Below are 20483 nucleotides of genomic sequence, written 5' to 3'. Positions count from 1 at the left end.
AATTTATCTTGTATATTTTAATGTAATACTTATTCTTCTGTTAACATAGCTGTAAGGGTCGTTTGGGTCACGCAGTCGTGTATCAGCATAACCACGAATTTCATCGATTTGTTTTTCTGATACTCCTCCTGCCACAAGAGCACGTTTTGCAGAATTGGCTCTGTCGGAACTTAATTCAAAATTTGTATAACCAGTTCCATCATTACGATATTGACGAGAGTCTGTATGTCCTTCAATTATGATTTTATTTTTAAGCTTAGAAATTTCAGAACCAATTTTAAGTAATAATCTGCGAGCTTCTGGTTTTAGTTCTGCAGTACCAATTTCAAAAAAAATGTCGTTAGCAGAATCAACAAGTTCAATTCTTAAGCCTTCTTTAACTACTTCAATTTTTACTTGATCGGAGAGCTTCATTAATTCAGTATCTTGAGATAAATCTTCTTTAATCTTTTCTGCCATCTTTTCGAGTTCCTGTTTTTCCATTTCCTTTTGTTTCATTTCTTCCTGCAATTTCAAATCAAGCATTTGAGATGAAGAGCCATCAAATAAATTTTTGCTTTTTGTAGAAAATCCAATCGGGTCTGAAAAATAAGCAGCAACAGCTTGCTTGACTTCTTCACTTTGTCCCAAAACCCATAGTACAATAAAAAGAGCCATCATTGCAGTTACAAAATCTGCATAAGCAACTTTCCAAGCTCCTCCATGATGACCACCATGACCCTTTTTTATTTTTTTAATTATTGGTGGTTCATCAAAATGAACTTCCTGAGGAGGTGGTGGCTGCTCCTGTTTTGTTGTGGGCCTTTTGTTTGCAACCTCAGGCATTATTTCTTACCTCGCAATGCGTTTTCTAATTCCTGAAATGTAGGTCTATGGTCAGAATAAATTGTTCTTCTTGCCATTTCAGCAGCAACAAATGGCGGATTACCTTTTACATAAGCAAGTATAAAAGTTTTTATAATTATTAAATCCTGAATTCTGTCGCTAACAATATGATGAAGATTTGCAGAAATAGGATTAACAAAACCATAGCTGAGTAACACACCTAAGAAAGTACCAACTAAAGCTGCTGCAACGTGATGACCTACTGCTTCAGCACCTTCATTAATTGAAGACATTGTAATGATAACTCCAAGAACAGCTGCAACAATACCTAATCCTGGCAAAGAATCTCCTACTCTTCCAATCGTTTCAGAAACTGGTTTATTTTCATTTTCATAAGTTTCAATTTCTGCATCCATCATATTTTCAAGTTCATGAGGCGGAACAGAACCGGCAAGCATAACTTTCATTGTGTCACAAAAGAAGTCTCTTTTAACTGGATCTTCAATAAAACTTTTACTCTTGGAAAGTATTTCACTTTTTTCTGGTGCTTCAATATGTTTTTCTATGGCAAGCAAACCTTCGCGCTGAGCGGTTAAGAAAAGCGTGCTGAATGCTTTCAGCATTTCTATATAATCTTCTTTTGATGTTGAATGACCTTTGAATAATAATGGAAGCTGAGACATAATTTTCTTTAATAGAATTGGCGGTGAAGAAATTAAAATGCTGCCTATTGCTGCACCACCGATTGTAATAAATTCTGAAATTTGAATTAACAGTACAAGATTGCCGCCAGCAATTAAAAACCCAGTTACTACTGAGCCGATAACTACAGCAATTCCAATTATTACAAACATTTTTCTCCCTTATTTTGAGTTTAATATTTCTATAACTTCTACTTCGTGAATTAAATCCTGATATTTGCTGTAAACTTCAATCCAGTCAATATTTTCTTCGTTCAATAAATCCTCAATTGTTTTGCATAAATTCGAAATAATATTAAATCCAAGTGTTCCGCTTGAACCTTTGAGTTCATGCGCTACTGTTTTGAGTAAATTAATATTCTTGGCATTCAATGATTCTTCAAATACTTTTAATTTTTGCTGCACATTTGCAAGGAAAAATTTCTTCATGCTTTCTAATATTTCTTTCTTGTCAAAATTGCTTAATGATTTTTCTCTTTTAATATTCATTAAAAAATCTTTTCCAAGTGCTTCACTAATTCCTTTTAACAGAACTTTTTTACTCAAAGGTTTAGAAATTACATGAACAGCACCAGCTTCAACTGCAGCAATTACATTTTTTTTATCAGTATGACCACTTACTACTATAACAGGGATATTTTTAAAATCATCAAGCATTTTTATAATTTTTATCATTCTTAAGCCGTCAAGGTTAGGCATCATTATATCTACAAAAATTAATCTAGGTTTGTATTCAATTGCTTTTTGAATACCTTCCAATCCATCGCTGCATGTGATAACTTCAATATCATAATCAGATAAAAAACTTTTGAACAGCGATTGAATTACTTCTGAATCATCAATTACAAGAATTCTAACCTTGTCGTCATACGGCACTGACATTATTCTACCTTTTTAATTTTATATTTCGATAAGTCAACTTTATCCTGTGTACTTGATTTTGATGCTTCCATCGAATATTGAATTACTTTTTCATAAACTTCACCTCTGTAAATTTGAATATCATTAGGTGCTGTAATTCCAATTTTTACTTGATTCTCAGATATTGACAAAACTTTTATTGTTATATCCGGACCAATTTTAATTTCTTCATCTGTTTTTCTTGATAGTATTAGCATAATTCTACTCAGTAAATAAATTGTAATAAAGAGAATACTTATCACTATCTAAAATTTTTTGAAAACCTGTTTTATTATCCTGATTAATATAAACAGGTGCTTTTAGATTTATTGTAATCTTAAGCGGGTCAGGATTTAAGATTACAATTCCAAAAGCTTCATGATTTTCTTCCTGAGGATAGTTTTCGTCAATCAATCTCAAACCAAATAATGGAAAAGCAATCTCAGGTTTTTCAATTGAATTAAGCCAGTAAAAAATGTTTTCTTCTGGTTTAATGAAGACAAATTTTTTAAGTTCTTCAAAACCAATTAAACCATCTTCGAAGGTGATGACTTTGTCATCAGGAAATTCGATTTCACCAAATTGTTTTGTTATTATTTTCATGTTTACTCACTTTAATATTACTATGTCTACTCTTCTATTTAATGCTCTTGTTTCTGGTAAATCATTTGATGCAATTGGTCTGTATTCTGAATAACCAACTATTGAAACTTTATCCGGTGATAAATTTTCATTCTTAATTAAGTAATATGCTGTATTAAGTGCTCTATCAACAGATAAATGCCAGTTTGATGGATACTGTGGTGTATTAATTGGAATATTATCAGTATGTCCTTCAATTCGAATATCATTTGGTAAATTTCTTAAAACTTGCGCAAGTCTTTTCAAAACTAACTTTGAATTTTCACTCAAAGTAGCTTTACCAGGCGGAAACAAAATATCATCAAGAATATGAATTGTAATGCCTCGCTCATTTTGTTCAAGCCTTATTGAATTATTGTAATTATACATAGCAATTAATTTTGTCAAATCTTCTGCTAATTTATCTTTTGGAGTAGGTATAACTTTATCAGAATTTACGATTGAAAATTTTGAATCACTCCCAAATATACTGCCAAGTGCTGCTACAACACCTTTATATTTCCCGCTATCAATGTTCGACATTGCATATAAAATAATAAAAAGGCCTAGCAGCAGAGTTATTAAATCTGCATAAGTTATAAGATAACGGTCTTTATCACTTTCTTCGCGGAAGAGAGTTTCTTCAGAATCTAAGCGCTCTTTCTTTCCAATTGTTCGCTTTGTGGAAGCATACCCACCAATCGAGCTTTCATTATTGACGGGATTTCTCCACTTAGAAGTGTTATCACTCCCTCCAGCGATATTTCCATCATATGTTTTTCTTCGAGGTGACATTTTTTTAATCTATCTCCTATAGGCAGCCAAATTATATTAGCTGTAAAAATTCCCCATAAAGTTGCAATAAATGCAGAAGCAATATTTCTAATTAACGAATTTGGGTCTGCACCTGCATTTGCCAAAGTCATGATTAAACCCATTACAGTTCCAATTATTCCCATTGTAGGTGCATAACCTCCCATCTTTGTGAAAATAAAAATATTCGCACTATGTCGTTCCTGCATCGTTTTAATTTCGAGCTGTGCTAAATTATAAAGCGATTCAGGGTCAAGTCCATCAATTGCATATTTTGTCATCTTCTGTGGAAACTTGTATGGGAATTTATGTAAATCTTTTTCAATTGCTAATAATCCTTCTCTCCTTGCTTTAATTGATAATTCAATAAAAGTATCAACTACTTTTTTTGTATCATAATGTGGCGGAAAGTAAGCCAATTTTATTAATGAAAACATCTTCTTAAAATTATCCAGACCAAAACCAATAATAATTGCAGAGAATGTTCCTCCAATAACGATTAATAAAGAAGAAAAGATAAACAAAGCTTTTATCGAACCGCCTTCGAGTATAAAAGCTCCAAAAATTGAAAATATACCTAATGCTAATCCTATTAATGAACCTGATTTTTTCATTACATATAATCCAAAATTGATTTTGGTAAAATTGATGCTGCTATTTTATACGAAAGCTGCAAAAGATAATCTTGATATTGCAAATCAATTGCTAATTGAGCAGGGTCTACTTCTTTTCTTTTAGATAAAAATTCCTGTGAATCCTGCAGCTGTTTTGACAAAATTGTATTTATGTCTTCAAGACGATTATATTTTTCTCCTGTCAAAGATTGAATAGAAAGAATTTCTTTGTAAGCTGCATTTAATCTGTCTTTTAATACTTGGTCTGGTGGAATTCCTGCATCAAGTGAATCTATTATATCATTGATTGTATCAAGCAAATCTGAATTTACAATTCTATCTCCAGTTACATTTATTGTATCTTTTATGTTATTGGCAATTTGAACTTTGACTTCACCTGATAAATCAGAAGAATTTGTTACAACTTTTCCATTTGAATCAATAGCCCAAGGTTCGGTTGAATAATTTGTTCCTCCAAAAATATACATGTCATTGTACTTTGTATTCAAATTATGAACAATAGATTCAAGTGAAGCTCTTACGGATTCAGCTACAGTTTTAAAATTTGAGTTAAGCGGATTGCTGATATTGACAGTTTGTGAAATAATTTTTTGAACTTCATTTCCAATATTCTCAAGAGAATTTATTGTTGTATTTACAAATTCTTTTGCGTAATCGATATTTTTCTGAAATGTTTCAATTTTTCGAATTTGTGAATCAATCTTAATGATTTCGAGGGAATCAAATAAATTATCGCTAAGCTTTTCAATCTTGCTGTTTGTAATAAGCTGATTCTGAATCTTAGCTTTTCTCTCATTAACCTGATTTTGATTATAAATATATTTCTGGCTCAATATGTTATCTGAAATTCTCATTTATTAAACCATTTCTATTATTGTTTTTAACATTTCATCCGAAGCTCTGATTAATCTTGCAGCTGCCTCGTAAACTCTCTGAAATCGAATTACATTTGTCATCTCTTCATCAATTGATACACCTGAATAAGAAGATTTCTGAAGATTTAATTGCTGCAAAACCATTTGAGTAGTTTCAATTCTGCTGTCGCTTGTTACTTTTTCAAGTCCAAATTCATTTAGAATAGATGAATAAGTTTCAAGTATTGTTTTATCTCCAAGTTCTGGAAATTTCTGGTCTGCCAATCTTGCAATGCTATTAGCAATATCTCCATTACCATCATTACCTGGAGAACTTGAGACTGCAATATTTCTGGGATTATTAAGAATATCCGGATTAATCTGAATTTTTCCATTAACAAATGAATCGACAATAGCACCATTGCTCCAAGTTCCAAAGAATGGAATATTAGTAAATGAATTTCCTCCTTGAACAAGAGTGTAACCTTGAGTATGAAGTTCATTTACTTTCTGAATAAAAGTATTTGCAAGATTTTCTAAATCACTTTTGTATTTAGGTATTTTATATGAATACAAATCCGCAATCGCATAAAGTTCGCCGCTGTTTAAGACAATTGAAGTACTCGTATCAGTTTTTGGGACTACTTTCATTTTTCCATTTTCAAGCCGAACTTCAAATTCATTATATACATTTTTATCAACTGCATGAATTCCACCAATACTCACAGATACCGTTCCATATTCATTTTGCTGAACAGTAATATTTGCAAGTTCACTTAATTTATTCAGCAAAGCATCTCTTCTGTCCATCAATTCACTTGCTTTAATTCCAACTGCTTCATTTTCATAAATTTTTCTATTCAGGTCATAAATTTCTTTTAAGTATGAATTCATTTGATTTACTTTATCAACAGCATCTCTTTGAAGTAAATAATGAACAGATGAAATGCTGTCGTAAACATCTTTGAATCTTTCGCTTAGTCTTTGAGCCTTTTCAATAATTTGCGACCTTAATTGAATTGAAGTTGGATTAGTTGTCAGCTGGTCCCATGAATTAAAAAAGTCATTGAAATAAGAAGACAAACCATAATCCGAAGGTTCTGCTAAAATTGTTTCTATCTGTTGAAGCAATTCTGATCGTTTATTTGCATCGGAATATGAAGATTGAAATTGACGAATTTGATTTTCAATTAAATCATTTTTAACTCTTATCACATCCTGAATTTTAACACCCATACCCATACCAGCTTGAGTCTGCTCTGTTCCAAATACAACTTTCTGCCTTGTGTAATCAGTATTTCCGGAATTAGAAATATTTTGCGAAGTAACATCCAGAGCACGCTGGTATGTTGCCATAGTTCTAACAGATATGTCAAAAATTCTTCCGATACCCATCACTAAACTCTTTTGTTTACAATGTTGTTCTCGCCTTTGCCAAAAACTGTATAAATTGTATCACGAATAATATTTCTTGACACATTAACCAGAACAGTAATGTGAGAATTAAGTTTAATAATTTCTGCGGCTTTAATTTTTATTGCATCTCTTTTTTCTTTAATCTTATCAAAATTTTTATCCGGCAAAGAGTTAATCAGTTCTTCAATCGAACCATTTTTTAATTGAATTGAATTTTCGTTTGCCAGTTCGAATGTTAATTTCTTTCTTTCTTTTTCTTCCATTCTAATTGCTGAAAGTAATTTTTGTTCGTCATCTACTGCTTTATCGAGCAGTGACATATCATTCTTAAGCAGTGCTTCTTTTTTGATTTTTACAACTTCTAAAAGTTCATCAAAATTCTTTTTCTGCCTTTCAATTGAATTTGTTAATTCTTCGATTTTCATGATTCACTCTCACTAAAATGATTTAAATAACTCATTACTTTTGTAATGTAATTCTGTGTTTCTTCAAAAGGTGGAATCCCTTTATATTTTTCAACATTTTGCGGTCCGGCATTATAGGCAGCCAGAGCTAATTTCAAATCACCATTATATTGTCGAAGCATTTTAGCGAGATATTTAGTTCCTCCATAAATATTTTCTTTTGGGTCAAAAATATTTCGCACACCCATTTCTGCTGCAGTTGAATCCATTAACTGCATTAACCCTTTTGCTTTTGCAGGTGACACCGCTCTGTGATTTGCTGCTGATTCTGCTAAAATGATTGATTTAATTACATTTTTATCTATCCCAAATTCTTTTGATGCTTTTTCAATTAAATCATCATATTTTTTAAGACGATTCAATGATTCATTACTCGGCTGAACTTTTGGAATTTGATTGTCATTAACTTTTATCTCAATTTTTTCTGATGATTTTAATTTTACCTTATATGCAGGGTCCATATCTTCGCCGGTAATTTTTTTATAAAGTGCTTCTGCAATTCCTAAACTTTTCCCCTGCGAAATATATGATGCCATTTCCTGCTCAAATATTGTATCAAACATATCGTTGCCGTAACCTTCTTCTCCAAATAATCCATTTGTAGTTTTGTTCATTGATTGAAGAAGCATTGCTGTAAACAAACTTTCAAATTCTTTTGCAGCTTTTGCGATTTTTGCTTTTTGCTTTTGGTCGTATTGACCTTTCATCTCCTGAAGCTGGGAGATGTGTTTATTCATATCTGTTATTTTTAATGATATCTTTTCCATATTACATTATCACTAATTCTGCTATTAATGCTCCTGCTTCTTTTAATGCTTGAAAGATTGCAATAATATCTCTTGGAGAAACTTTCAATGAATTAAGTGCAGCTGCAACTTCCTGCACATTTGTAGCACCTTGAATTGCTATTGTCTTTGTTGAATCTTGAGACACATAAGGAACAAGATTATTGAATACAGTTGTTGTCCCGCGTGAAAAAGCATTTGGCTGAGAAATAATTGGATAAGATCGAATCTGAATATTTAATCCGCCATGAGTAATTGTTACAGGCTGTATTTTAACATTATTGCCTGCAATTACAGTCCCGGTTCTTTCATTCAATACAACTCTTGCAACTTCATCAACTTGAATATTAATGCTTTCAAGTTCAGCAAGGAATGAAATCAAATTATTTTGCCTTTCTTGTGGAACATTTACTCGAACTTCAGCAGCATCAAGAGCTTTTGCAATTTCTCCGCCAAACTTAGAATTAATTGCATTGCTGATATTGTTTGCAGTTGTAATATCCGGCTCTTTCAAAAAAACAGATATTTCTGAATTTTGTGATTCCTCAAAATTAATTGGTTCTTTTAATGAACCGCCGCGTGGAACTCTTCCTGCAAGTGAATGATTTTTCGAAATTCTATTTCCGGAAATTGTATTTATATCATAACCGCCAACAGAAACTGGACCTTGTGCAAAACCATAAACTTTGCCATCCATTCCCGAAAGTGGGGTCATCAATAATGTTCCACCTTGTAAACTTGTTGCATCGCCAAGCGATGAAACCGTTACATCAAACTCTGCCCCGGGTTTTAAATTTTTATTTATTGATGCTGTTACCATTACAGCGGCAACATTTTTAGTTCTTATATCATTTTGTGGAACAGTAATTCCAAATCTTTTCAACATGCTTGTAATTGATTGAATTGTAAATGAAGAACGATAACTGTCGCCTGTTCCTGCAAGACCAACTACCAGTCCATATCCAATAATTTGCTCTGAGCCATATCCGCTTAGATACGCTACATCTTTTATTCTTTGTGCTTGTGATGAGTTATAACCAAGAATTAATAAAATCAAAATCGATATAAATATTTTTCTTTTCATATAATCACCTTAAAACAACCAGTGAAATAATTTTGTTAGAATTCCCGGTCTTTGAGAAGAATCAATCATTCCGCTTCCTTCAAATGTAATTTCAGCATCAGAAATGTTATATGAATAAACTGAATTGTCAGAAGAAATATCGCTCGGTCTAACAATTCCAGTTATCTTTATCATTTGTTCTTCGCCGTTTATTACAATTTTTCTGCTTCCTCTAATCCGCATATTTCCGTTTTCATAAACTGAATCAACAATTGCACTAATTTTTGTTTTTACAACTCCGGTTGTTTTTGTAGAACCAGAACCCGAGAATGAATTATCTGTTCCAAGATTTATATCTGTTTTTGGCAGATTAGTTTTATCAATTCCACCTGCTAAATTTGCACCGAGAGAACTATTTCTGCCTGTAGTTGTTTCTGCATTATTCGATGCCTGTGATGATTCAAGAACAATTATTGTTATTGCATCTCCTACTTGAAAAGCTTTATGGTCGGAGAACAAAGAATACAACGAATTCTGTCTCATATTCTGTGCATACAAAATTGAAGCAGCAAACCAAGTAATAATCAATAATCTTTTCATAGTTCTACTCAATTAATGATACATTATATTTATCAATAATTTTTGCTTTGAATAATTTGTTATCGTTTGTTACAACTCTTATGACATCACCAATTCTGCCTTCTTCCCTTGCTGTAACTTCTGTTGAAATATCAACTCCATTTTTTCCGGCATGCAAGATTAACTTGTCATTATAAAAAACATCAGGAACAGGTTCTATAAATTCCTCAATTAGTATTGAACCATTTTTAATTTTTGTTTTTGCTCTGAATCCTTCTACAAAATCAAGATTTTGAATTACCTTGCCTCGAACATTTGTAACATCAATTAATTTATGAGTAAATTGATTTTCGGATAACAATTCATTTCTGTCGATATTCTGTAAAGCAATAAGAACATTTTGATATAATTTCACTTTAAGAGTAATTAAAGAAAGACTTACTTTATTTTTTCTGTCGTAAATTTTAATCGGGACAAATGCATAATTTTTATTCAGGTTGAATTCTCTTTCATAATCAAGCTCAAGTTTGAAATAATTTTTCGGCATTTCTTTAACTTGATATTCATACTTTTCGTAAGAAGCAAATTTCTCGTCAAGATAATTTTTTAATTGAGATTCAAAAGCTTTATCGCTATTAAAAAATATTTGCAACAATATTAATAATGCCGAAATCATTTTTAACTTCTCTTAAGGTTGTTTGCAATTGTCATCATATCTTCTACTGTTTTAACAGTTTTGGAATTAATTTCGTATGCTCTTTGAGCAGCAATCATAGCAATCATTTCTTCAACAATATCAACATTAGAAGATTCAAGATAACCTTGATGAATTTCTCCAAATCCTTCGCTGCCTGGGGTTCCAAGTATTGGCTGACCAGATGCAGGAGATTCTGCATAAAGATTATCACCAAGAGCAATAAGACCGCCGTTATTCATAAATCGAGCTAATTCAATTGTGCCCAGTGTTACTGTAGAGCCATCAACTTGATGTGCAGTTACAGTTCCATCTTTTGCAATCTGGATATCTACCACATCATTTGTTAGAGTTATACTTGGTTCTAGTTCATAACCGCTTGCTGTAACAATTTTTCCATCCGCATTTAATTTGAATGAACCATCTCTTGTATAAGCAAATGTTCCATCACTTTTTCTTACCTGAAAGAATCCTTCGCCATAAATGGCAAGATCAAGCTGATTATTTGTAGCAACTAAATCACCTTGCTTAAATATTTTTTGAGTTGATGCAGGCTTAACTCCATTGCCAACCTGAATTTTATTGTTTGTATTTTCATAAACGCCAGGTATAGTAGTTGAAAGCGGATTAATGTTTACTTCCTGATACATTAAATCTTGAAAATCTGCTTTGTTCTTCTTAAAGCCTGTCGTATTAATATTGGCAATGTTGTTAGAAATAACCTCAATATTTATTTGCTGTGCATACATTCCAGAAGCAGCTGTTCTTAATGCTCTTGTTGGCATATATTACCTCTCTAATTAAACTTTTCCAATTTGATTTGCATGGTCTAAAGATTGATCCAGTGCATTAATAACTTTTTGAGATCTTTCATAAGCTTTATTCAACTGAATCATTGCTTCCATTTCGAGTATTGGATTTGCATTCGATTCTTCTAAATATCCTTGAGAAATTTTATATTCATCTTGACTTGCTTCAGTATAATTTTCGTCTGTAATTAAAAAGTTTGATTCACCACTTCTTGTTAATTGTTCGGGGTCATCAACTTTTACAACGAGCAAAGTATCTATGTAATGTTCATCAATTTTTATTTCTCCAGCTGTTGATACAAGAATTTCAGAACCTTTCTGACGAAGTGTATCTTCAAGAAAAATTCCGCCATTTTTTCCTAATACTTTTCTTCCTTGTGCATCAACAAGATAACCCTCATCAGAAATTTGAAATCTGCCGTTTCTTGTCAATTCAATTGTTCCATCATCACTTTTTACAACAAAAAATCCTTTGCCGTTGATTGCAAAATCAAGCGGGTTTGAAGTCAATACTAATTCACCTTGCTGCTGACTTGTTAATTTTCTTACTTGAGATTCACCAGCTTCGTTTATGTATTCAGAAAACGGGATTTCTCTTTTGTAAGCTGTAGTATTAATGTTTGCAAGGTTGTTCGAAATAATATCAATATTTTTTGCTCTTTGGTCCATGCTTCGTGCAACTGTGTAAATTCCTTTAATCATCTTTAAGCTCCTTATAATTTTTCATACTCAAGATATTTTAACCTTGCAGCAAGCATCAGCTCACCTTTTGAAATCTTAAGTTCTTTAGCTTTCTTTGTAATGTTTTTCTCAGATAATTTTTTTACAGGAAGATTATGAATCAATTCTCTTCTTGATTTTGATTTTTTATCTTCAATTCTTGAAGGAACTCTTTCTTCTCTGAGCATCTTTATTTTATTTCTTAATTCAATTCCTTCTTTTATTTGAATTCTTAGAACTATTCTTCTTACTGCAATCAAAGTGAAAAGAAAAACAGAAAAGATTATGAGAAACTTAGCTTCAAATGAAAGATTCAAAAATAATTGCAGCAAAGTTTTCTTTGGCTTAAAATTGGGCACTTCAGAAATATATTCTTTATAAGAATTATTTGAATCGTTACTTTTTGATTCTTTCTCCATTTTTAATTTTGCTGCAAGAATCTGCTGTTCAACAAGACTTCTTACATCAATCGTATCTTCTGAAGTTGTATCTTTAAACACACTTTGAACGGAAGATTTGCTAATTACGCTGTCAATATTAATTTGTGAATAAACTGCTGCTGCATAAAAAATTATTAATGTAAAAATTATCTCTCTCATTCTTTCAATTTCCTCTTTAATGGAAACAAAAGATGAATACTTGTTCCTTTCAAAGGAAGAGAATCAAATTCTGCTTTGCCTTCACTCTTTTTCATCAACTCTTTGATAATTTTAACCGTAAGATTGGAAACATAATCCGATGGCTCGCCAAAATTTTCCCAGTAATCAGTAATAAAGACAGATAGAATTACAATTTCATTTATGTATTTTGTTTGAATTACAATTCCACTTCCGCTTTTAGATTTCTTTTTAATCATCGAAAAAATGTTTGTCAAAATCTGTTTAATTTCTTTTGAGCTTGTTAAAATTGGAGGCAGATGTTCTTCAAGGTCAAGTGCGCATTCCAGTCCAAGATTCTTAAGCGTAGAATTAATTATTCCATAAAATTCTTTTATTACACTGTTAATATCACATGGAAGATTTTGTTTTGACTTCCCGGAATTTATATCATTAAACTTGAGCAGCTTTTGAGATAAACTGCTTAAGCGAGTAATTCTTTCTCTAATTTTTTCAAATATTTCATTTTCAATTCCTGTGTTTGTGCTTTCAATGTAATCAACTCCACTTTGAATTACTTGAAGAGAATTAAGCATGTCTTGAATAATTCCTTCTGCAAATTCTCCAACTGCATACAGCTTAAAATCATTATTCAATTTAGACTCATAAAGCTGAACTTCATCATAAAGCTTATTAATTGTTTGTCTCTGATTAAATGAAATTATTTGAGGAACTATAATTCCAAGAAGAATATAAATTGCTTGATTTTCTATTGAATCTTCTGATATTTTATTTGCCGGACCTAATAATGAAAGCACACCAAGATTATTCTTTACATAATTTACAGGAAAAATAGTTTGATATAATTTAACTCCCTCGCCAGTGTATGAATTTAAATCAGGAATTAAAGTTGGCTTTTGAGTTTCAAATATCCAATCAAGTATTCCATTTTTATAAGCCTTGTTAACAAGATTATTTTGAAGTGAAGAAACATTTGGATTAACAGCAACTAAATTTCTTTTTGTATCATCAAATAAAAACAAATCAACTTCTTTCGATGTAACAATTCTTTTCACATATTGACTGAATAAGTCATGAATTTCCTGAGGAGTTTTTAATTCAGCAACTGACTTTTGGAAGCTGAATAAATTTTGAATCAAGTAATTGTATTTTTCAAAAAGATTAGTTTTGCTCTGATGAGTTTCAAAACTAATTCTCTTATATTCTTCAGTATTGCCGCCTTTTGTGAAATACTGAAGAGTATTGGCAAATGGTTCATACTTTAGAGTATTTTCTTTTATCAGTCTCAAATTAAATACCTCAATGAATCTATTTGAAGAAGAATTGGTTCATGATACATTGAAATAAATTTTTCTAATTCTTCAGCTTCTTTTAATTGAAGAATTTCAGAAGCTTCTTTACCGAACTCCAAATCATCATCCCAACTGAACTTTGCAAGTTGAAGTTTTTGGGTCATATAATCTGCAAGATGAATAATTGATGTTAATATTTTAGTATTTGAAGAAAGATTTGGTGTATGATGATATTTAACCATTTCACAAATTGAGTCAGGTATATTCCAATTTTTTAATAAAGTATAACCAACACTTTGATGGTCCATTCCAAGCTGAAAGTTTTCTGCTTCAATATACTTCATTCCCTTTTTTACATTTTCCGTAATTGCAACAAAATCGCTGTGCATATATCGATGAATTACTGAGATACCCAAGTCGTGCAGTAATCCGCCAATAAATACATCGTTGCTTTCACGAATTCCCATATCATCAGCAATTTTCTTAGCTGTTGTTGCAGTAATGTATGAATGAAGCCAGAAGCCCTTCTGGTCCATGTATTCATCACTTTTATTTTTCATTGATTCCATAAGTGAAAGGGCTGTTACAATGTTTCTTATTTCATTAAAGCCCAGAATCATAATTGCATATTCAATTGAAGAAACTCTTTTTGCCAATCCATAGAATGGGGAATTAGCTATTGTAAGAATTTTTACAACTATGCTCTGGTCTTTTGATATAGCCCTTGCAAGTGTATGCGGACTAGTATTTAAATCTTTCAGCAGTTCAAGAACTTCGGATAAAATTTTTGGAACTGGTGAAAGACTAGTAACTCTTTTAAGAACTAATTGAGTTCTTTCCTTTTTTTGTGCTTGGTCAAATGATATTGTATACATAGCTCTTTATTATTTTAGTGATTCAAAATGCCATTTAAATAATTCTTCATAACTGGAAATAAACTCTTCCAGATATTCATTATTTCCAAAGCCAAGAATATCAATTATGTTTTCGTCAAATTCGTAACCGCTGTCCCATGTAAAATTTCCGATGCCAAGTTTGTAAGTCATATAATCAACAAGATGTATTAACGATGCAAGCACAGGATTTTTTTCTGCTAAAGAAGGTCGATGATGATAAACAATAGCTTCAGTTATATGAGGAGGAAAGTTCCATCTTTCAAGCATATATTCTGCAATATCGCCGTGGTCGTATCCTAATACAACTCTTTCTGCTTGGTTATAAGTTATTCCCTCATTTTTAACCATCTTTACAATTTTCTTAAAATCATAATTCATATATTTATTTAGTATTACAAGTCCAAGGTCATGAAGCAGCCCAACTGTAAAAACTTCACCTGACTTTGGATATTTCAAATCATCTGCAATTCTTTTAGCTGCTGTAGCAACCATTAAAGAATGAGCCCAATATTCATTATGATTCCAATCAAGAGATTTTCTTACTCTGAGTGTATCGAGCAATGATAATGCAAGCAAAATATTTCTGATATGTTCAAAACCGATTATGACAATTGCAAATTCAATTGTGGCTACTCTTCTTGGCAATCCATATAATGGAGAATTTGCAACTGCTAAAATTTTTGCTGCAAGAGCCTGGTCTTTTGAAATTACTTTGCACAAATCAGAAGCACTTGTTCTGTCGTTATCTAAAAGCTGAGTTACCTCAGTTATTATTTGAGGTATTGCAGGAAGATTTCCAATTCCAGAAAGTTGCTTTCTAATCTTTTCTTTAATTTCTGAAGTAGTCTGTTCAAACATTATATAATGCCAATTTTTGTTTCAACGATTTAATAATCTTAGAATGAAGCTGGGATACACGAGATACAGTTATATTCAAAACTTTTGCAATTTCTTGATAATTAAGTTCTTCGTAATAATAAAGGCTGAGCAAAGTTCTGTCTCTTTCATTTAATTCTTTAATTAACTGAACAAGTTTTTCTTTGATTTCATTTTTTTCAAGAATCTCATCAGGAATTTCACTTTCATCTGAAATCATTTCATAAACCTGCATTCCTTCATCTTCTATAAATGTATTGTTTAATGAAATTGAAGTACCAATTGATGATGTGCCGTCCTCGCATGCCATTTCATATTTATGAGTATACTTTCTTATTTCATCATAAATTTTTCCGCGGATGCGTTGAATTGCATAAGTTTCGAACTTTGTCCCGTAATCTGGGTCAAATCTGTCAATTGCTTCGCTTAATCCTTCAATGCCGAATTGAAAGAAATCTCTTCTGTCGAAAATTTCGTTTTGATTAAAATTGCTTTTATGGATTACGTAATGGACAAGATTAACATAATTAAGAATAATTTGTTTTTTTAGTTCAGGCGTAGGTTTTGCCTTGAACTTTGCCCAGAGCTCTTGATTATTCATTCTTATTGCTTCCTGTTAAATCTTGAGTATAACTATTAATTTTTTCGTATGAATTTTTATTTATTGCTTTAATTAATCCGAGAGTTATTACACTGAGCATAACCGTAAGAGTTATGAATATTGCAAATGAGTTAAATATTATTTTTACTAAGTCTGCTCCTTTTTGAACAAAATAAATGATTGAAAAAAAGAATACTAAAAGACCAATCTGAAGAATTATTTTGTTCATAACTTCTCCGTTTTGTTATTATAATTTCAAACACTATACCATCAATAAAACCTGAAAAAGCTATAAAAAAAGGCAGTTTTGTGATGATTTATGGAAGGATGGATGAATAAGGCTGGTTACTATTAGCCACATGTGCGATTTTCAAAAATCGATGAACAACTTCATCAATTTCAAGTGAAGCAACAGAATTTGGATATACGGCAGCAAATAATTCTTGATTTACAATTGATTTATAAACCATTCGGTCGTAATCAACTACACCTAACAAAATTATTTCTGTTTTCAGAAAATGATTTACAGCTGTATTTAAATTTTTGAAAGCTTGTTCCCCTTCTTCTTTATTATCAGCTTTATTAATTACAACAAAGTTTTTTGGTTGTTGAAGATTTTCGTTGATAATTTTTATTAAAACATATGCATCCATCACTGCAGTTGGTTCAGGCGAAGCTACAATTAGATTAATATCAGATCGGCTTAGTTGATAAATTATTAAATCATCTGCTCCTGCAGAACTATCGAGAATTATATAATCATATTCATTTGCTATGTAATCTAAATGAATGAAAAAATATTCAAGCAAATCGTTGTTAAGTTTTGGGAACTCTGAAGAACCTGAATCTCCAAAAATGAAATGTAAGTTTTCTGAATATCGAAAAATTAATTCATCCAAAGAGGATTTTTGCAAAAACAAATTTGATATTGGATTTTCCGCTATTTCATTTATCATCAAATGCAGATTAGAGAAATTAAAATCAAAATCTACAATTAGAATTTTCTTGTTGAGTCGTGAGAGTTTGTAACCAAAATTCAATGCTAAAAATGATTTGCCTGTACCTCCTTTGCCAGAGCAAACAGATATAATTTTTGTATCCGAATTTTTTTTACTATTTCTTTCAAGCCTTTTAATTTCAATAAGCCGTGATATTTGCTCGTTCATCAGTAAAGCTTCCCTTTGTAAATTAAGTTTGCTAAATATTCAGAATTAACTGAAATAATATCATCAGGAATTACTTGACCATTTGTTAAAAATACTATCGGCAAGTTAAAGTTATTTGAAAGATTTAATATGTTTCCGTAAGCAACTGCTTCGTCAATTTTTGAAAATATTGCTGAACTGTAATTGAGTATTTTGAATTTTTGTGCTACATCATACAAAGTTCTATATGAACTTGTAGAACTCAATACAAGAATTGTTTCGTCAACATTTGCTGCATCAAGATATTCTTTTATTTTACTCAAATTATCTGTGCTTCGTTGACTTCTTCCAACTGTATCTATAAAAATTAAATCCTTATCTCGAAATTTTCTTATCAGCTTTTGCATGTCCGAAGGTTCATAAGCAACAGCCATTTCAATGTCACTTATTTCAGAAAAAATTCTCAGCTGGTCAATTGCACCAAGTCGATATGTATCAATTGAAATTAAACCTACTTTTAACTTGTGAATGATTTTTGAAATTACAGCAAGCTTTGCAATACAGGTTGTTTTTCCAACACCTGTTGGACCTACAAGCGCAACTTTTGTTGTTTTGCTTTTTCTTACCTTAAATTCTTTTGTATGAATTAAAGATGACATTCCTGCAATTAAATAGCTTTCAAGATTTGTTTCGCCAAGAAGTCCATCATAATTCTTAAGCTGATTTATTAAAGTACTGACAATATTTTTTTGAACTTCTCTTTCAATTAACAAATCATAAAGTTCATCAAGTTCTTTTTCTATTTTTTTATTGGAAGAAACAGTTTTTTCTGAAGATGTTTTAGCAGCAGTAAATTCTTTACCTGAAGAAAAGATTTTTTTTGAGAGTTTTTCTATTTCGGATTCAATTGTTGCTTTGTGTTGAGTAGCTACATCCTCACTTTTTGATTTTACTGATACTGGAATATCTTTGTCAATTCCAGCAGTAATTTCATACATCTTTTTGTTATTAAATCTTCTATCTCCTTCAATTACTCTTGTGCCAAGAATTATAGCTTCGCCGCCGAGTTCATTTTTCATCTGCTCGGTTGCTTCTTTCAATGTTGGAGCTATAAATTTTTTAATCTGCATTTTCCACCTCTATCTTTCCAATAAATTCTATTTCTACATTTGATGGTAATTCACTGTATGATAACAAAGCATAATCAGGAAAACTTGAATTAATTAGCCGATAAAAATAAGGTCTGATTGCTGCAGAAGTAATTATTACTGGAGGATATCCAAGTTTATTGAAGTTTTCTAATTCATCTTGAAGTTTTGTATTTAATTCTCTTAAAACATTTGGAGATAAACCGAGAGTAATAATGCTATCCTTTTGAGATTGGAGAGATTTAGTAATCATTGATTCAAGATTTTCTCCAAGTGCTGCAGCATGAATAATTCCATTTGAATCTTTATAAAGATTTGCAATCGTATCTCCAATTGTATGACGAACATATTCTGTAAGCACATCAATATTCTTTGTTGTTTTTGAATAATCAATCAAGGCTTCAAGAATTCTTACAAGGTCTTTAATTGGTATTCCTTCTCTCAATAAATTCTGCAATACTTTTTGAATCATTCCAAGATTTAATACTTCTGGATTAATATCTTCAACAACTGCGGGATAATCTTTTTTGATATTTTCGAGCAGCTGTTTTACATCTTGTCTTGATAAAATCTTATCAAAATTTTTCTTTAGAGTTTCTTGAAGATGAGTTGCAAGAACAGAGATAGCATCAACAACTGTGTAACCAAGCATTTCTGCTTTTTCTTTTTCTTCGTATGTAATCCAGTAGCTCTTTAATCCAAATGCTGGATCAGTAGTTGGAATTCCAGAAATTTCTTCATCAATTGTTCCTGGATTCATAGCAAGATATCTTTCCGGATACATTTCATAATTTGCAGCAACATTGCCTTTAATTTTTATAACATATTCATTTGGAGATAGCTGGAGATTATCTCTAACTCTAACTGGAGGAATCAAAACTCCATATTCAAGTGCAATAATTTTTCGAGTTGATGCAATTTTCTGAAAAAGATTACCTCCCTGTTTTTCATCAACAATGCTTATTAATCCATAGCCAATTTCAATTTCGATAGGGTCAACCTGAAGATATTGTTCAACTTTTTCTTCAACTGGCTGTTCTGCAGTTTGAACTTCCTGTTCAGCTGAAGCTGTGGAAGTATCTAATATTTTATTTTTTCTATTGATGTAAGAAGAAGTTGCAAGCACTGCACTTAAAATAAGAAATGGAATTGTTGGCATTCCAGGAATCAAGGCAAAAAGAAAAACTGCACCAGACACAGTTCCAAGGACGCGCGGATTAGCAAGCAATTGAGTTTTCATCTGAAGGTCGAGAGCAGTTCCAGATGCACTTCGTGTAACAACAAGTCCAGCAGCAGTAGAAATCAATAATGCAGGAACTTGAGATACTAAACCATCACCAATTGTTAAGATTGTGTATGTTTGAATTGCATCTTGAAAACTTAAACCACGCTGAGCAACACCAATAATAAATCCACCAATTATATTTATTCCATTAATTACTAATCCTGCAATTGCATCACCTTTCACAAACTTACTTGCACCATCCATTGCTCCATAAAATTCGGCTTCGCGAGCAATTAAATCTCTTCTTCTTCTTGCTTCGGCTTCTGTGATTAAACCAGTATTCAAATCTGCATCAATAGCCATTTGTTTTCCTGGCATTGCATCAAGTGTAAAACGAGCAGCTACTTCTGAAATTCTACCTGAACCTTTTACTATAACAACAAACTGAATTACAACAAGTATAATGAATACGATAAATCCAACAACATAATTTCCACCTACAACAAATGAACCGAATGATTCAATAATTTTTCCTGCATAGCCGTCAATTAAAATTAATCTTGTTGAACTGATATTTAAACCGAGACGATAAAGTGTAAGAATTAATAATAATCCAGGAAAAACAGATATATCGAGTGGGGATTGAATATACAAAGCTACAATCAATACGAGAACTGCAGTTGAGATATTTACTGCTAAAAGAAAATCCAACATTGACGGCGGCAATGGAATAAGCATAAGACCAAGCATCAAAATCAAACCAAATGCTAAAACTATGTCTGTATTTTTACCAAACTGCTTCAT

General features: G+C 31.5%; 25 protein-coding genes. All 25 read right to left on the bottom strand.

The annotated features are described in order from the left end of the window. Nucleotides 1-3 precede the first annotated feature (3 nt). Complete coding sequence (locus AC27L2_RS07510; RefSeq protein WP_487211108.1) at nucleotides 4-825, bottom strand: flagellar motor protein MotB; 822 nt, start codon at nucleotides 823-825, stop codon at nucleotides 4-6. Beyond that, nucleotides 825-1679, bottom strand: coding sequence for a flagellar motor stator protein MotA (gene motA / locus AC27L2_RS07505; protein ID WP_487211107.1), 855 nt, complete (start codon nucleotides 1677-1679; stop codon nucleotides 825-827). The genes AC27L2_RS07510 and motA overlap by 1 nt, the downstream gene beginning before the upstream one ends. Nucleotides 1680-1688: 9 nt before the next feature. Then, on the bottom strand, nucleotides 1689-2408 hold the full coding sequence (locus AC27L2_RS07500; RefSeq protein ID WP_487211106.1) for a response regulator: 720 nt from the start codon (nucleotides 2406-2408) through the stop codon (nucleotides 1689-1691). Further along, nucleotides 2408-2644 carry a carbon storage regulator CsrA gene (gene csrA / locus AC27L2_RS07495; RefSeq protein WP_487211105.1) on the bottom strand — a complete coding sequence of 79 codons (237 nt, stop codon included), beginning with the start codon at nucleotides 2642-2644 and terminating at the stop codon, nucleotides 2408-2410. Before csrA ends, AC27L2_RS07500 begins: the two co-directional genes overlap by 1 nt. Nucleotides 2645-2648: 4 nt before the next feature. Further along, nucleotides 2649-3029, bottom strand: coding sequence for a flagellar assembly protein FliW (fliW, locus tag AC27L2_RS07490; protein WP_487211104.1), 381 nt, complete (start codon nucleotides 3027-3029; stop codon nucleotides 2649-2651). A gap of 6 nt (nucleotides 3030-3035) precedes the next feature. Further along, nucleotides 3036-3809, bottom strand: coding sequence for an OmpA/MotB family protein (locus AC27L2_RS07485; protein WP_487211122.1), 774 nt, complete (start codon nucleotides 3807-3809; stop codon nucleotides 3036-3038). Further along, nucleotides 3698-4474 (bottom strand): motility protein A, encoded by a 777-nt coding sequence (locus AC27L2_RS07480; RefSeq protein ID WP_487211103.1) that lies wholly within the window; start codon nucleotides 4472-4474, stop codon nucleotides 3698-3700. Before AC27L2_RS07480 ends, AC27L2_RS07485 begins: the two co-directional genes overlap by 112 nt. Next, nucleotides 4474-5349, bottom strand: coding sequence for a flagellin family protein (locus tag AC27L2_RS07475; RefSeq protein ID WP_487211102.1), 876 nt, complete (start codon nucleotides 5347-5349; stop codon nucleotides 4474-4476). Before AC27L2_RS07475 ends, AC27L2_RS07480 begins: the two co-directional genes overlap by 1 nt. A gap of 3 nt (nucleotides 5350-5352) precedes the next feature. Continuing rightward, a complete protein-coding gene (gene flgK / locus AC27L2_RS07470) occupies nucleotides 5353-6744 on the bottom strand; it encodes a flagellar hook-associated protein FlgK (RefSeq protein WP_487211101.1) in 1392 nt (463 codons plus the stop codon). A gap of 2 nt (nucleotides 6745-6746) precedes the next feature. Continuing rightward, the gene (locus AC27L2_RS07465) at nucleotides 6747-7190 is read right to left on the bottom strand and encodes a flagellar protein FlgN (protein WP_487211100.1); all 444 of its coding nucleotides are present in this window, start codon (nucleotides 7188-7190) and stop codon (nucleotides 6747-6749) included. Next, nucleotides 7187-7996, bottom strand: coding sequence for a transglycosylase SLT domain-containing protein (locus AC27L2_RS07460; protein ID WP_487211099.1), 810 nt, complete (start codon nucleotides 7994-7996; stop codon nucleotides 7187-7189). The genes AC27L2_RS07465 and AC27L2_RS07460 overlap by 4 nt, the downstream gene beginning before the upstream one ends. A 1-nt stretch (nucleotide 7997) precedes the next feature. Beyond that, a complete protein-coding gene (locus tag AC27L2_RS07455; RefSeq protein WP_487211098.1) occupies nucleotides 7998-9098 on the bottom strand; it encodes a flagellar basal body P-ring protein FlgI in 1101 nt (366 codons plus the stop codon). A 9-nt stretch (nucleotides 9099-9107) separates the two neighbouring features. Further along, nucleotides 9108-9677: a flagellar basal body L-ring protein FlgH gene (locus AC27L2_RS07450; protein ID WP_487211097.1), complete on the bottom strand. Its 570-nt coding sequence runs from the start codon at nucleotides 9675-9677 to the stop codon at nucleotides 9108-9110. 4 nt (nucleotides 9678-9681) lie between these two features. Beyond that, on the bottom strand, nucleotides 9682-10332 hold the full coding sequence (flgA, locus tag AC27L2_RS07445) for a flagellar basal body P-ring formation chaperone FlgA (protein ID WP_487211096.1): 651 nt from the start codon (nucleotides 10330-10332) through the stop codon (nucleotides 9682-9684). A gap of 2 nt (nucleotides 10333-10334) precedes the next feature. Then, nucleotides 10335-11135: a flagellar basal-body rod protein FlgG gene (gene flgG, locus AC27L2_RS07440; protein ID WP_487211095.1), complete on the bottom strand. Its 801-nt coding sequence runs from the start codon at nucleotides 11133-11135 to the stop codon at nucleotides 10335-10337. Nucleotides 11136-11150: 15 nt separating this feature from the next. Next, complete coding sequence (locus AC27L2_RS07435; protein ID WP_487211094.1) at nucleotides 11151-11861, bottom strand: flagellar hook-basal body protein; 711 nt, start codon at nucleotides 11859-11861, stop codon at nucleotides 11151-11153. An 11-nt stretch (nucleotides 11862-11872) separates the two neighbouring features. Then, nucleotides 11873-12478, bottom strand: a complete 606-nt coding sequence (locus tag AC27L2_RS07430) for a hypothetical protein (protein WP_487211092.1) — start codon at nucleotides 12476-12478, stop codon at nucleotides 11873-11875. Continuing rightward, nucleotides 12475-13785, bottom strand: coding sequence for a PAS domain-containing sensor histidine kinase (locus AC27L2_RS07425; RefSeq protein WP_487211091.1), 1311 nt, complete (start codon nucleotides 13783-13785; stop codon nucleotides 12475-12477). Before AC27L2_RS07425 ends, AC27L2_RS07430 begins: the two co-directional genes overlap by 4 nt. Beyond that, nucleotides 13782-14663 carry an HDOD domain-containing protein gene (locus AC27L2_RS07420; protein ID WP_487211090.1) on the bottom strand — a complete coding sequence of 294 codons (882 nt, stop codon included), beginning with the start codon at nucleotides 14661-14663 and terminating at the stop codon, nucleotides 13782-13784. The genes AC27L2_RS07425 and AC27L2_RS07420 overlap by 4 nt, the downstream gene beginning before the upstream one ends. A gap of 9 nt (nucleotides 14664-14672) precedes the next feature. Beyond that, nucleotides 14673-15542 carry an HDOD domain-containing protein gene (locus tag AC27L2_RS07415; RefSeq protein WP_487211089.1) on the bottom strand — a complete coding sequence of 290 codons (870 nt, stop codon included), beginning with the start codon at nucleotides 15540-15542 and terminating at the stop codon, nucleotides 14673-14675. After that, complete coding sequence (locus AC27L2_RS07410; protein WP_487211088.1) at nucleotides 15535-16161, bottom strand: sigma-70 family RNA polymerase sigma factor; 627 nt, start codon at nucleotides 16159-16161, stop codon at nucleotides 15535-15537. The genes AC27L2_RS07415 and AC27L2_RS07410 overlap by 8 nt, the downstream gene beginning before the upstream one ends. Further along, on the bottom strand, nucleotides 16154-16390 hold the full coding sequence (locus AC27L2_RS07405; RefSeq protein WP_487211087.1) for a hypothetical protein: 237 nt from the start codon (nucleotides 16388-16390) through the stop codon (nucleotides 16154-16156). Before AC27L2_RS07405 ends, AC27L2_RS07410 begins: the two co-directional genes overlap by 8 nt. A gap of 88 nt (nucleotides 16391-16478) precedes the next feature. Continuing rightward, nucleotides 16479-17327, bottom strand: a complete 849-nt coding sequence (locus tag AC27L2_RS07400) for an AAA family ATPase (protein WP_487211086.1) — start codon at nucleotides 17325-17327, stop codon at nucleotides 16479-16481. Then, nucleotides 17327-18436, bottom strand: a complete 1110-nt coding sequence (flhF, locus tag AC27L2_RS07395) for a flagellar biosynthesis GTPase FlhF (RefSeq protein WP_487211085.1) — start codon at nucleotides 18434-18436, stop codon at nucleotides 17327-17329. The genes AC27L2_RS07400 and flhF overlap by 1 nt, the downstream gene beginning before the upstream one ends. Further along, on the bottom strand, nucleotides 18426-20483 hold the full coding sequence (gene flhA, locus AC27L2_RS07390; RefSeq protein ID WP_487211084.1) for a flagellar biosynthesis protein FlhA: 2058 nt from the start codon (nucleotides 20481-20483) through the stop codon (nucleotides 18426-18428). The genes flhF and flhA overlap by 11 nt, the downstream gene beginning before the upstream one ends.

It is taken from the genome of Rosettibacter sp. KY25, assembly GCF_057554405.1.
This window is presented reverse-complemented; position numbering and strand designations above follow the sequence as displayed.